12 protein-coding genes are annotated in these 12,282 nt (G+C 71.1%); 6 read left to right on the top strand and 6 right to left on the bottom strand.

Going from position 1 to position 12,282, the window contains the following annotated elements; genetic code table 11:
- Positions 1-38 precede the first annotated feature (38 nt).
- Positions 39-1,388 carry a hypothetical protein gene (locus HY68_RS05885; RefSeq protein ID WP_041985218.1) on the bottom strand — a complete coding sequence of 450 codons (1,350 nt, stop codon included), beginning with the start codon at positions 1,386-1,388 and terminating at the stop codon, positions 39-41.
- A 673-nt stretch (positions 1,389-2,061) separates the two neighbouring features.
- Here HY68_RS05885 and HY68_RS05880 point away from each other — a divergent pair.
- The gene (locus HY68_RS05880; RefSeq protein ID WP_157874287.1) at positions 2,062-2,439 is read left to right on the top strand and encodes a hypothetical protein; all 378 of its coding nucleotides are present in this window, start codon (positions 2,062-2,064) and stop codon (positions 2,437-2,439) included.
- A gap of 72 nt (positions 2,440-2,511) precedes the next feature.
- Here HY68_RS05880 and HY68_RS05875 read toward each other — a convergent pair whose 3' ends face one another.
- On the bottom strand, positions 2,512-4,266 hold the full coding sequence (locus tag HY68_RS05875) for a biotin carboxylase N-terminal domain-containing protein (RefSeq protein ID WP_041985216.1): 1,755 nt from the start codon (positions 4,264-4,266) through the stop codon (positions 2,512-2,514).
- 349 nt (positions 4,267-4,615) lie between these two features.
- On the opposite strand from HY68_RS05875, the gene HY68_RS05870 reads away from it, so the two are divergent.
- Positions 4,616-5,038, top strand: a complete 423-nt coding sequence (locus HY68_RS05870; RefSeq protein WP_041985214.1) for a hypothetical protein — start codon at positions 4,616-4,618, stop codon at positions 5,036-5,038.
- Between the two features lie 10 nt (positions 5,039-5,048).
- On the opposite strand, the gene HY68_RS05865 is transcribed toward HY68_RS05870, so the two are convergent.
- The 4 genes from HY68_RS05865 to HY68_RS05855 form a co-directional block, all read right to left on the bottom strand.
- Positions 5,049-5,651: a nucleoside triphosphate pyrophosphatase gene (locus HY68_RS05865; RefSeq protein WP_041985213.1), complete on the bottom strand. Its 603-nt coding sequence runs from the start codon at positions 5,649-5,651 to the stop codon at positions 5,049-5,051.
- 41 nt (positions 5,652-5,692) lie between these two features.
- Complete coding sequence (locus HY68_RS46015; protein WP_277816749.1) at positions 5,693-5,821, bottom strand: hypothetical protein; 129 nt, start codon at positions 5,819-5,821, stop codon at positions 5,693-5,695.
- A 94-nt stretch (positions 5,822-5,915) separates the two neighbouring features.
- Positions 5,916-6,119, bottom strand: a complete 204-nt coding sequence (locus HY68_RS05860; protein WP_041985212.1) for an acyl-CoA carboxylase epsilon subunit — start codon at positions 6,117-6,119, stop codon at positions 5,916-5,918.
- A 14-nt stretch (positions 6,120-6,133) separates the two neighbouring features.
- On the bottom strand, positions 6,134-7,747 hold the full coding sequence (locus HY68_RS05855) for an acyl-CoA carboxylase subunit beta (RefSeq protein WP_041985211.1): 1,614 nt from the start codon (positions 7,745-7,747) through the stop codon (positions 6,134-6,136).
- 128 nt (positions 7,748-7,875) lie between these two features.
- On the opposite strand from HY68_RS05855, the gene HY68_RS05850 reads away from it, so the two are divergent.
- The 4 genes from HY68_RS05850 to HY68_RS05835 all read left to right on the top strand — a co-directional run bounded on the left by HY68_RS05850 (position 7,876) and on the right by HY68_RS05835 (position 12,206).
- A complete protein-coding gene (locus HY68_RS05850; RefSeq protein WP_041985209.1) occupies positions 7,876-8,736 on the top strand; it encodes a biotin--[acetyl-CoA-carboxylase] ligase in 861 nt (286 codons plus the stop codon).
- A gap of 251 nt (positions 8,737-8,987) precedes the next feature.
- The gene (locus HY68_RS05845) at positions 8,988-10,142 is read left to right on the top strand and encodes an adenylate/guanylate cyclase domain-containing protein (RefSeq protein WP_041985206.1); all 1,155 of its coding nucleotides are present in this window, start codon (positions 8,988-8,990) and stop codon (positions 10,140-10,142) included.
- Between the two features lie 55 nt (positions 10,143-10,197).
- Entirely contained in the window at positions 10,198-11,007 is an 810-nt protein-coding gene (locus HY68_RS05840) for an enoyl-CoA hydratase-related protein (RefSeq protein WP_041985204.1), read from the top strand.
- 59 nt (positions 11,008-11,066) lie between these two features.
- Positions 11,067-12,206, top strand: coding sequence for a sensor domain-containing diguanylate cyclase (locus tag HY68_RS05835; RefSeq protein WP_198533220.1), 1,140 nt, complete (start codon positions 11,067-11,069; stop codon positions 12,204-12,206).
- The last annotated feature ends 76 nt before the right edge of the window (positions 12,207-12,282 follow it).

Genomic DNA, 12,282 nt, shown 5'->3' with positions numbered 1-12,282 from the left:
CAGCCCCCGGCGCCACGGGTCTGGCCGCACGGCTTCGACTACGCCGCCGCCCCCTTGCGGGTCGCGATCTCCCGTGCGCGCTGTTCCAGGGCGCGGACCGTGCGGGATGTGCGATGGGTGCGGATGCGGGTGCGCATCGTGTCGAAGTGCTCGTCCCCGCGCGAGGACGACACCTGCTCGTAGTCGTCCAGAAAGAGCCCCCACGTCGCGCACGCGGCGTCCAAGTGCCCCAGTTCGAGCTGGCGTTGGGCCAAGAGACCGTTGGCGTGCACGCGGCCCTGCCGTTCCTGCGGCGGCTGGACGCGGATGCAGTCCTGCATGGTCTTCACAGAGCCGGGGAGGTCGCCGAGGTGGTAGAGGACCGTGCTGGTGTGGAAGAGGAACGCGGAGGTGTCGTACCCGCCGACCGCGTCCTTGCGGGAGTCGGCCTTGGACAAGGCCGACTCCGTTTCCTCCAGCCGCGAGAACGCCTGGGCCCGGTCGCCGGTCATGGCGGCCGAAGCCGCCTGCTGCCCGGCGAGGAAGGCGTGGAGCCGGGGTCCCGCCTGGGGTGACGCTTCGGCAGCGGCGTCGGCCAGTTGCAGCGCCTTGGCGCCGTAACCGAGGTTTCCGGCCTGCAGGCTCATGCCCCGCAGGGTTCGGCAGTACGTGAGGTGGTCCTCGGCGGCCCCGGCCAGCTTCAGGGCCTTGACGTAGTAACGCTGGCCAAGACCGTGCTCCCGTTCGTACATGGCCATCCAGCCCGTCAGATACACCAGATCAGAAGCGGCGGACAGCATCGCGGAGCGATGGGCGGTACTGGCATCGGCCCGTAGGTACGGGGAGACGGTGTTCACCAGGAAGGCCGCCGCCATCGGGCGGGCGTGACCGCCCCCGAAGGTGTCGAGGATGTCCGCGATCCGCTCGGTCATGGACCGTACGATCTCGACTTCCCCGTCCCCGATCCGTGACGTCGGCCGCGCTGCGGCCGCCCTGTCCGCGTCGGCGTGAGCCGGGAACCCGGGGACGGCAAGCGCCGCGGAGTAGAGGGCCGTGCTGAGTACGCCTCTGCGGGAAGGATCCATGTCCGCCTTTCCGAGTTCGAGGAGATCGTCAGCAGTCTCCCCTTCTCCGGAGGGCATCACAGGGTCGATACTCGCCAATCCCGCTTCCCGCAGGGTGACCGGACGCTTCAACCGCCGCGCGAACACCTCCACGATGACCGGCCGCACCTTGGCCCTCGGCATCGTCCCGCTGAGCCAGTGGCTCACCGCGCTCTGGTCGTAGTGCAGGGCCATGCCCGCTTCCTGACCAGCGCGATTGACCGCCAGAGCGCACTGGGTCCGGGACCAGTCCGCCTCGTCCAGTAACGCGGCGAGGCCGAGATTACGCGCAGTGGGATGGGTCATCCGTACCAACTCCCCGGAGACGCGGGCCGCTTCATGACTTTCATGGTTGCCCCTTCGCTTCACGGTACCGCTCAGCGTGTTCACACGGTTGCGTAGTGCGTACAACGAGCACCACGCGAAGCCCATCCGTGCGCAGCGTGCTCGTCCCGAACGAGTGAGGAGGTGTGACCGTGGTTCCCGTGTACAGGCCGCTCATCAGCAGCCTGGATCTCGCTCCCGAGTTGCATTCGGTCCGAGTGGCCCGCCGCTACGCGACGGCCGCGTTCCAAGGCTGGCGGGTCCCCGCCGACACCATCGACAACGCCGTCACGATCATCTCCGAGCTGGCCACGAACGCCCTTCGGCATACCGGGCCGACACCGGAAGTGGAGCCGCCGACAGGTTGGTCTGTGAGAAGTTCGTGCACCCTCGTACTGCAACTGTGGCCTTGCTACGTCCTCATCCTTGTCTGCGACCAAGACCGCCGACCGCCGGTCCTCCGGCGGCCCGCGCCGGACGCGGAAAGCGGCCGTGGCCTGCAACTGGTGGAAGAACTCAGCGAAGCCTGGGGATACGCCCTCCCGGAACCCCCCGCAGGCAAGGTGGTGTGGGCACAGGTCCTGCTTCCTGATGCCCCGGGGCCCGCGAACTCCACTCGGCAAGGTCGATCCAAGCACCCCCAGAAAGCCGCACCATGACACTCGCACCCCCAGCCACCCGCCCGGTCTGCGGAGCGACGATCGTTCTCCCCGCCTCGCTCGTCGTGCGAGCCGTCGCCCTGGCCACCGCACACGGTGGAGCGGCAGCAGAGGACGTGGAGAGGCATCTCCGTTGTCTCCTCCAGGCTCACAAGTCCAACGAGCACTACGCGTTCGTACTGGAGCTTTCCGGTGCCGAGACCGGCGCCGTCTGGGCCCGCTGGGAGGCCGGGGCGCCCTCGCGGTTTGTCCTGAAGGTGCTTCCCGACTGCCCGGCCACGGACCAGGTCACGCACGAGCCGTGCGGCGAGTTCGCCGGGCATCAAGGTGGTCACACGTACCAACTCGCCGACGGGTCGGGCCTCGACGAGTGACGGGCGGCTCCCGGGTGCGCCGAAGGCCCCGGGCGCGATGCCCGGGGCCTTCGGTGGAAGGGGCTGAATCCTTCAGTCCTTGATCTCGCAGATCTTCGCGCCCGACGTCAGCGAAGCGCCTACCGTCGCCGCCAGGTCCACGACCGTGCCTGAGCGGTGGGCGTTCAGGGGCTGTTCCATCTTCATGGCCTCCAGGACGACGATCAGATCGCCCTCCTTGACCTCCTGGCCCTCCTCGACCGCGACCTTGACGATCGTGCCCTGCATCGGCGAGGCGAGGGTGTCGCCCGATGCCGCGACGCTGGACTTCTTCGCCGCGCGGCGCTTCGGGCGGGCGCCGGCCGCCAGGCCGGTGCGGGCCAGGGTCATGCCGAGCTGGGACGGCAGCGAGACTTCGAGGCGCTTGCCGCCGACCTCCACGACGATGGTCTCGCGGCCCGCCTCGTCCTCGTCGTCGTCCGCGCCGGGCGGGGCGAACGCCGGGATGGTGTTGTTGAACTCCGTCTCGATCCACCGGGTGTGGATCGTGAACGGGTCACTGGTGAAGGCCGGGTCGGCGACGACGGCGCGGTGGAAGGGGATGGCGGTCGCCATGCCCTCGACGTTGAACTCGGCCAGGGCGCGCGCCGCGCGCTGGAGGGCCTGTTCGCGGGTGGCGCCGGTGACGATCAGCTTCGCGAGCAGGGAGTCCCAGGCGGGGCCGATGACGCTGCCGGACTCGACGCCCGCGTCGAGCCGTACGCCGGGGCCGCTCGGCGGGGCGAACAACGTCACCGTGCCGGGGGCGGGCAGGAAGCCGCGGCCCGGGTCCTCGCCGTTGATGCGGAACTCGAAGGAGTGGCCGCGCATCTGCGGGTCGTCGTAGCCCAGCTTCTCGCCGTCGGCGATCCGGAACATCTCCCGGACCAGGTCGATGCCGGTGACCTCTTCGGTGACCGGGTGCTCCACCTGGAGGCGGGTGTTGACCTCAAGGAACGAGATGGTGCCGTCCGCGCCGACCAGGAACTCGACCGTGCCGGCGCCGACATAGCCGGCTTCCTTCAGGATCGCCTTGGACGCCGCGTACAGCTCCGCGGTCTGCTCGGCGGAGAGGAACGGCGCGGGCGCCTCCTCGACCAGCTTCTGGTGGCGGCGCTGGAGCGAGCAGTCACGGGTGGAGACCACGACGACATTGCCGTGCGAGTCGGCGAGGCACTGGGTCTCGACGTGCCGGGGCTTGTCGAGGTAGCGCTCCACGAAGCACTCGCCACGGCCGAAGGCCGCGACGGCCTCGCGTACGGCCGAGTCGTACAGCTCCGGGATCTCCTCGATCGTGCGGGCGACCTTGAGGCCGCGGCCGCCGCCGCCGAACGCCGCCTTGATGGCGATCGGCAGACCGTTCTGCTCGGCGAAGGTGACGACCTCGTCCGAGCCGCTGACCGGGTCGGGCGTGCCGGCGACCAGGGGGGCGCCCGCGCGCTGCGCGATGTGCCGGGCGGCTACCTTGTCGCCGAGGTCGCGGATCGCCTGCGGCGGCGGACCGATCCAGGTCAGCCCCGCGTCGAGGACGGCCTGGGCGAACTCGGCGTTCTCCGACAGGAATCCGTAGCCGGGATGAATGGCGTCGGCGCCCGAGTCCTTCGCCGCCTGGAGCACCTTGGCGATGTCCAGATAGCTGGTGGCCGGGGTGTCACCGCCCAGGGCGAAAGCCTCGTCGGCCGCGCGGACATGCAGGGCGTCCCGGTCCGGGTCGGCGTAGACGGCTACGCTCACGATCCCGGCATCCCGGCAGGCACGGGCGACGCGGACAGCGATTTCGCCACGGTTGGCGATGAGCACCTTGCGCACGATGGCTCCCTCCGAAATAAACAAGCTGAGTTTAGGGACTGCCGACACGGTCCTCCGACGCGCCCCAAATGGTGAACTTGTCCATACGGAGAGTGATTCGAGGCTCGTTCAGACTGCGAAATCCCTAGTTGCACCAAGGTACGCCGCGATTCAGCCCGGCACAGCAATGCCTCGATGTGGCCCCGATCTCTGTGCCGGTGCGCCGTGAGGGATCCCGTTTCTTTGTGGAGTCCCTACGAATGGCCGAATGATTCTTTGCTGCGGCCCCAGCTCTTGTCCGGGCGTTTACCCGTGAGTAGCGTGCCGGGTGGCAACGTACTGGCGGTAACAGACGGAAGAGGGTGGGGCGGTGTCGCGCAAACCGGTGGCCTGGGTGGCGGCGGCGGTGCTGCTGGCGGAGGCGCTGGGTGTCGTACTCGTCAACGCCCTGCTGGCGACGGTCGTCGACAACCAGCAGATGTCGCTCGCGGGCGTCGACCCGGGCGCGATGTCGCTGGGCGCGTGGGTGATGGGCGCGATAGCCGCGCTGTATCTGGTGGTGTGCGCGGTGATACTGCTGCGGACGGCCGTCAGGGACAGCGCCCCCGGCCGGGTCGGCAGGATCACCCTGATCGTCTGCGCGGTCGTGCACGGGGTGCTGGGCGCCCTGACCGTGGGGCTGATCGGCTGGGCCGCCTTCGCCTTCATGATGGTGGTGCTGGCGCTGCTGGTCCTGGTGCTGGTGGGGTACGCGCCGAAGCCGGCGCCGCAGGAGAACGCGACCCCGGCCTGACCCGGACCGGTCAGACCCAGAGGTCCGTGATCGCGACGCCCAGCTCGGCCAGCAGCTCACGCAGCAGCGACAGCGACAGACCGATGACGTTGCCGTGGTTGCCTTCGATCGCGTCGACGAACGGCGCGGACCGGCCGTCGAGGGTGAAGGCCCCGGCGACGTACAGCGGTTCGCCGCTGGCCACGTACGCGGCGATCTCGGCGTCCGAGGGGCTGCCGAAGCGGACGGTGGTCGACGCGGTCCTGGCGGCCCGCGCGCCGCTCGCGGTGTCGATCACGCAGTGCCCGGTCTGCAGGACGCCGGCCCGGCCCCGCATCGACTTCCAGCGCGCGGTGGCCTCTTCGGCGTCGGCGGGCTTCCCGTAGGCCTGCCCGTCGAGTTCGAGCACGGAGTCACACCCGACGACGAGCGCCCCCGCGGCCTCGGGCCGCGCGGCCACGGCCTCGGCCTTCGCCCGTGCGAGCACGAGGGCGAGCTCGGCGGGCGTCGGCGCGGAGACGGCGTCCTCGTCGACCCCGCTGACGATCACCTCGGGGGCGAGCCCGGCCTGACGGAGCAGTCCGAGACGGGCGGGCGACTGGGAGGCCAGGACGAGACGGCGCTGATCGGTCATGCGGAAACAGTAATCAACGAACGGCCCCCGGCGAACGCCGGTCAGCGAACCCCGAGGGCGATCGTCAGCACAACGACCACCAACGCGATGAGCACACCGGCCCGCCGCACCATGGCCTGCGTCTCGCGCATCTCCTTGGGCGGCTCGTTCTCGGGATCGGACCACAACATACGTCCGATCCTGCGACCGCCCCCGGGTGAAGCGCCTGAGTACGTGTACTCAACTCACGGTGAACCGCTCCACCCGGCAGGGGCCCGGCACCGGTTACGGCCAGTACGTGCGGGCCCAGGCCTCGGGGCCCGGTTGGGGGAGGTGGGTGCGGGCTATGCGGGTCGGGGCCGACCATTCCGTGGGGGGTTCGGGGGCCGGTGGTTCGGTGCCCGCCTTGGCCGCCGCCGTCGCCTGGACCACCGCGAGCGCGGCGGCCAGTTCCTCCCTGGTCGGGTTGCCCCGTACGACCTTGATCATCGTCAGCTCCCTTCCTAGAGCGGGATGTTGCCGTGCTTCTTCGGCGGCAGCGTCTCCCGCTTCGTACGCAGTTGGCGCAGCCCCTTGATGATGTGCGCCCTGGTGTCGGACGGCATGATCACCGCGTCCACGTACCCGCGCTCCGCGGCGGCGTACGGGTTGAGCAGCGCGTCCTCGTACTCCTGGATCAGGGTGGCGCGGGTCTGCTCCTGCGCCGCCTCGTCGCCCGCCGCCGCGATCGTGCGGCGGTGCAGGATGTTGACCGCGCCCTGCGCGCCCATCACCGCGATCTGCGCCGTCGGCCACGCCACGTTCAGGTCGGCGCCCAGGTGCTTGGAGCCCATCACGTCGTACGCGCCGCCGAACGCCTTGCGGGTGATCACCGTGATCAGCGGGACCGTCGCCTCCGCGTACGCGTAGATCAGCTTCGCGCCCCTGCGGATGATGCCGCCGTACTCCTGGTCGACACCCGGCAGGAAGCCCGGCACATCGACGAACGTCAGCACGGGGACGTTGAACGCGTCACACGTACGGACGAAACGCGCCGCCTTCTCCGAGGCGTTGATGTCCAGACAACCAGCGAACTGCATCGGCTGGTTGGCGACGACCCCGACGGGCCGGCCCTCGATCCGGCCGAAGCCGGTGATGATGTTCGGCGCGAACAGCGCCTGCGTCTCCAGGAATTCGGCGTCGTCCAGGACGTGCTCGATCGCGGTGTGCATGTCGTACGGCTGGTTCGCCGAGTCCGGGATCAGCGTGTCCAGCTCGCGGTCCTCGTCCGTCGTCTCCAGCGTCGCCTCCTCGGGGAAGGCCGGCGGCTCGGAGAGGTTGTTCGACGGCAGGTACGACAGCAGGGACTTGATGTACTCGACGGCGTCCTTCTCGTCCCCCGCCATGTGGTGCGCCACGCCCGACGTCGTGTTGTGCGTACGGGCGCCGCCCAGCTCCTCGAAGCCCACGTCCTCGCCGGTGACCGTCTTGATCACGTCGGGGCCCGTGATGAACATGTGCGACGTCTGGTCCACCATCACCGTGAAGTCGGTGATCGCGGGCGAGTAGACGGCGCCGCCCGCGCACGGGCCGACGATCAGGCTGATCTGCGGGACCACCCCCGACGCGTGCACGTTGCGGCGGAAGATCTCGGCGAACAGGCCGAGCGCGACCACGCCCTCCTGGATCCGCGCCCCGCCCCCGTCGTTGATGCCGATGACGGGACAGCCGGTCTTCATCGCCAGGTCCATGACCTTGACGATCTTCTCGCCGTAGACCTCGCCCAGCGACCCGCCGAAGATCGTGAAGTCCTGCGAGTAGACACAGACCGGGCGGCCGTCGACCGTGCCGTAGCCGGTGATCACACCGTCCCCGTACGGGCGGTTGTTCTCGATGCCGAAGCTGGTCGAGCGGTGCCTGGCGAACTCGTCCAGCTCGACGAACGACCCCTCGTCGAGCAGCAGACCGATCCGCTCGCGCGCCGTCAGCTTGCCCTTGGCGTGCTGCTTCTCCACGGCGCGCGCGGACCCCGCGTGGGTGGCTTCCTCGATGCGGCGCTGAAGATCGGCGATCCTGCCCGCAGTGGTGTGTGCTGCGCTGTCGTCGGCGGGGGCGGGGACGGTTTCCGGATCTGACATCGGGGTGCGGCTCCCTGCGGTTGTCAGCTGGTGTGAACGTGTGAACGTGGTGGACGCTACTGATCCGTAGGGTATCGGCGCGGATACCGTTCGGCAGTGCGGTGTTTGCCACACCTAGGCTGGCTTGCATGATGGAGCCGAATACCCCAGCGAGCCGCTGGTCCGACCTCGAACGTCCGCCGCTGAACGAGGACGGCCTGCGCCGCGCCCTGGTGCGACCCGGCAGCCTGTGGACCTCGCTCGACGTGGTCGCCTCGACCGGATCCACCAACTCCGACCTGGCGGCGCGGGCCGCCACCGGGCCGGTGGAGGGGGCCGTGCTCGTCGCCGAGGAGCAGACGGCGGGCCGGGGCAGGCTGGACCGCGCCTGGTCGGCGCCCGCCCGCTCCGGGCTCTTCTTCTCCGTACTGCTGCGGCCCGGCGACGACGTACCCGTACAGCACTGGTCCTGGCTCCCGCTGCTCGCCGGGGTGGCCGTCGCCTCCGGGCTCAGCAGGGCCGCCGGGGTCGACACCGCACTCAAATGGCCCAACGACCTGCTGGTGACCGTGGACGGCGCCGAACGCAAGGCTGGCGGGATCCTCGCCGAGCGCACCGCGCAGGACACCGTGATCATCGGCATCGGCCTCAACGTGTCGCTGCGCGCCGAGGAACTGCCCGTACCGACCGCCGGCTCGCTCGCCCTGGCGAACGCCGTCTCCCTGGACCGCGAGACGCTGCTGCGTGCCGTGCTGCGCTCGCTCGACCAGTGGTACGGCGACTGGCGCGCGGCCGGCGGCGATCCCGCGACCTCCCGGCTCCAGGAGGCGTACGCGGCGGGCTGCTCGACCCTGGGCCGCCCGGTACGCGCCGAGCTGCCCGGCGGCGCCGACCTGGTCGGCGAGGCCGTCGCCATCGACGGCGAGGGACGGCTGGTCATCGCCACGGAGCAGGGCGGCCGGCAGGCGGTGGCGGCGGGCGACATCGTGCACGTCCGGCCGACGGGCTGAGCGGAACCGGCCGGGCGGTTCGTCACAGCGCGCGGCGCGGGACGTGACGCGGCGACCCGCTGCGCCGGGCGCGCGTCGCGTGACATGGCGTACGCAAGCGGCCGTCCCCGGCCGGCCCGCCAGGACGCCGCGCGGCCGTACGGCGCCACCGGGACGTGAGCCAGGGCACATCTGCCGTATCGTTGAGCCCGTTCGGGGAAGATCGGACAGATCGGCAGGGCAGTGCGCAGGGAACGGGCAGGAGGCGGCCGGTGACCGTCGACGACACGACGTCCGGCGCGGACGACACACCGCCGCCGTCGGACTCATCGGCCCACCACACACCGCACCACGTCGTCGATCACACCGCGGAGCCGACCGACGACCCGCTGGCGATCAGGCTCGAACAGCTGATCCTCGGCGCCGACCGGCAGTACACCCCCTTCCAGGCCGCCCGTACCGCCGGCGTCTCCATGGATCTCGCCTCCCGCTTCTGGCGCGCCATGGGCTTCGCCGACATCGGCCAGGCCAAGGCGCTGACCGAGGCCGACGTGCTGGCGCTGCGCCGCCTCGCGGGTCTCGTGGAGGCCGGGCTGCTCAGCGAGCCCATGGCGATCCAGGTGGCCAGGTCCACCGGACAGACCACCGCCCGGCTCGCCGAGTGGCAGATCGACTCGTTCCTGGAAGGCCTCACCGAGCCGCCCGAGCCCGGCATGACGCGCACCGAGGTCACCTACCCGCTGGTGGAACTCCTCCTGCCCGAGCTGGAGGAGTTCCTGGTCTACGTGTGGCGGCGTCAGCTCGCAGCCGCCACCGGACGCGTCGTGCAGGCCGCCGACGACGAGGAGATGGTCGACCGCCGGCTCGCCGTCGGCTTCGCCGACCTCGTCGGATTCACCCGGCTGACCCGGCGCCTCGAAGAGGAGGAACTGGGCGAGCTGGTCGAGGCGTTCGAGACGACGTCGGCCGACCTGGTCGCCGCGCACGGCGGCCGGCTGATCAAGACCCTCGGCGACGAGGTGCTGTTCGCCGCCGACGACGCGGGCACGGCCGCCGAGATCGCCCTGCGGCTCATCGAGACCATGACCCACGACGAGACGATGCCCGCGCTGCGCGTCGGCATCGCCTTCGGCACGGTCACCACCCGCATGGGCGACGTCTTCGGCACGACCGTCAATCTCGCCAGCAGGCTGACGTCGATAGCTCCCAAGGACACCGTCCTGGTGGACGGCGCGTTCGCGGAAGGGCTGATCCGTACGGGTGAGGCCCCGGCCTCCGAGTCGCAGGCGGCCGAGGCGACGGCGAAGGCCGAGAAGGAGGGCGAGGCCGCCCCCTCGTACCGCTTCGGGCTCCAGCCGATGTGGCAGCGTCCGGTGCGCGGCCTCGGCGTCGTGGAGCCCTGGCTGCTGGCCCGCCGTCCCGGCTGACGCGACGCGGTCTAACATCTGCCGGTGAACCATCGTTAACCGAGAGGGTGGGGCCATGGCGGAGACCGAAGAGGCCGAGCTGCGGTTCGGGGAGTTCGTGGGCGTACGGCGCTACGACCACGTCGCCGAGCTGGTCCTCGACCGGCCGGCGGCGATGAACGCCGTGTCGACGGAAATGGCCCGGTCCATCGCCGCGGCCTGCGAGGCGCTGGCCGCCGACCCGTCCGTACGGGTCACCGCGCTGACCTCCACCCACCCCCGGGCCTTCTGCGTCGGCGCCGACCTCAAGGAGCGCAACTCCTTCAGCGACGCCGACCTCATGCGGCAGCGGCCCGTCACCCGCGCCGCCTACACCGGTGTGCTCGAACTGCCCATGCCCGTCGTCGCGGCCGTGCACGGCTTCGCGCTCGGCGGCGGCTTCGAGCTGGCGCTCTCCTGCGACCTGATCGTCGCCGACCGCACGGCCGTCGTCGGGCTCCCCGAGGTGTCGGTCGGCGTCATCCCCGGCGGCGGCGGTACGCAACTGCTGCCGCGCCGCGTCGGCGCAGCCCGCGCCGCCGAGCTGATCCTCACCGCGCGCCGCGTCGAGGCGGCCGAAGCGGCCGAGCTGGGCCTGGTCGACCACCTCGTGGACGCGGGTACCGACCGCGACGAAGCCCTCGCCCTCGCCGCCCGCATCGCCCAGAACTCCCCGCTCGGCCTGCGCGCGGCCAAACGCGCGCTGCGCCTGGGCCAGGGGCTCGACCTGCGCGCGGGCCTCGACGTCGAGGACGCGGCCTGGCGCTCGGTCGCGTTCTCCGGCGACCGGGCCGAGGGAGTGGCCGCCTTCAACGAGAAACGCGCACCGCAATGGCCGGGCGAGTGAACGCAGAGTAACTGTCGATCGCTCCGAGTGATCAACCACCCGAACCCCTCTAGGGTGGGGTGATGGGAGTGGATGTGCGATTGCGGGCCGTCGTGGCGCTGGCCCAGGCCATGGCGGCGGCCCACACACCCCGCGAGTCCTGGCTGGCCGCGGCGCAGGGCGCGCGTGAAGGGCTCGGCGGGAGCTTCGGCGCGCTGTCGGTCTGGGAACGCGACCTCGGCCGGCTGAAGGTCCTCGTCAACGCGGGGGAGCGGACACCGGACGAGGACGAGTTCCCCGAGGACGAGACGTACCCCGTCCACCAGTTCCCCGAGATCGCCGAGTTCCTGCACGAGAAGTGGGCGGGCGGCGGCGGTCCCCACGCCTGGGTCGAGACCTCGGACGGCCCGACCGGCGGCGACCCCGGCTACTGCCACCAGCGCGTCGCCGCGCTGCGCCGCCGGGGGCGCGGCTGCTGTGTCGTCGCGCCGATCATCCTGCACGGGCGCGCCTGGGGTGAGCTGTACGTGGCCCGCCCGCTCGGCGCCGCGCCCTTCGGCGAGGACGAGGCGGACTTCGCGACCGTCATCGCCGCGGTCGTCGCGGCGGGCCTCGCCCAGACGGAACGCCTGGAAGAGGTGCGCCGCTTGGCCTTCACCGACCCGCTCACCGGCCTCGCGAACCGGCGCGCGGTCGACATGCGCCTCGACGAGGCCATCGCGGGCCACCGTGCGGACGGCTCGGTCGTCAGCCTCGTCGTCTGCGACCTCAACGGCCTGAAGAAGGTCAACGACACCCACGGCCACGCGGTGGGCGACCGCCTGCTGGAACGATTCGCCTCGCTGCTGTCCCTGTGCGGCGCGAAACTCCCCGGCGCGCTGGCGGCGCGACTGGGCGGCGACGAGTTCTGCCTGCTGACGGCGGGCCCTTCGGCGGACGAGGTGATCGCGGTCGCGACGGAGCTGTGCGAGCGCTCGGCGTCGCTGGAGATGGGGGAGGGCGTGGCGTGCGGGGTCGCCTCGACGGGCGACCCGATCGGGAACGTCACGTCGGCGCGACGCTTGTTCCGGCTGGCGGACGCGGCGCAATACCGCGCGAAGGCGGCGCGCGCGCCGCTGCCGGTGGTGGCGGGGCGGGACGGCGCGGTGATCCGCCTGGCGGACGCGCCGCCGAGGGGCGAGTCGCGCCGCGTGTTCCGGGACGCGCCTCCGCCGGGGTGAGGGTCGTGTCCTGCGCGGTGTCGCCTTCCGGCGGGGGGTGCGGGTCTCGGTTGCGGTTGTTGGCACACGTGCCGGT

It is taken from the genome of Streptomyces sp. AcH 505 (genome assembly GCF_000818175.1).
Classification (GTDB): domain Bacteria; phylum Actinomycetota; class Actinomycetes; order Streptomycetales; family Streptomycetaceae; genus Streptomyces.
The sequence above is the reverse complement of the archived record's forward strand: the minus strand, read 5'-3'. Positions and strand labels throughout refer to the sequence as shown.

Excerpts from the sequence above, each read along its gene's own strand:
- HY68_RS05885 (WP_041985218.1), bottom strand. The coding sequence starts at position 1,388 with ATGACCCATCCCACTGCGCGTAATCTCGGCCTCGCCGCGTTACTGGAC.
- HY68_RS05880 (WP_157874287.1), top strand. The coding sequence starts at position 2,062 with ATGACACTCGCACCCCCAGCCACCCGCCCGGTCTGCGGAGCGACGATC.
- HY68_RS05865 (WP_041985213.1), bottom strand. The coding sequence starts at position 5,651 with ATGACCGATCAGCGCCGTCTCGTCCTGGCCTCCCAGTCGCCCGCCCGT.
- HY68_RS46015 (WP_277816749.1), bottom strand. The coding sequence starts at position 5,821 with ATGTTGTGGTCCGATCCCGAGAACGAGCCGCCCAAGGAGATGCGCGAG.
- HY68_RS05860 (WP_041985212.1), bottom strand. The coding sequence starts at position 6,119 with ATGATCAAGGTCGTACGGGGCAACCCGACCAGGGAGGAACTGGCCGCC.
- HY68_RS05855 (WP_041985211.1), bottom strand. The coding sequence starts at position 7,747 with ATGTCAGATCCGGAAACCGTCCCCGCCCCCGCCGACGACAGCGCAGCA.
- HY68_RS05850 (WP_041985209.1), top strand. The coding sequence starts at position 7,876 with ATGATGGAGCCGAATACCCCAGCGAGCCGCTGGTCCGACCTCGAACGT.
- HY68_RS05840 (WP_041985204.1), top strand. The coding sequence starts at position 10,198 with ATGGCGGAGACCGAAGAGGCCGAGCTGCGGTTCGGGGAGTTCGTGGGC.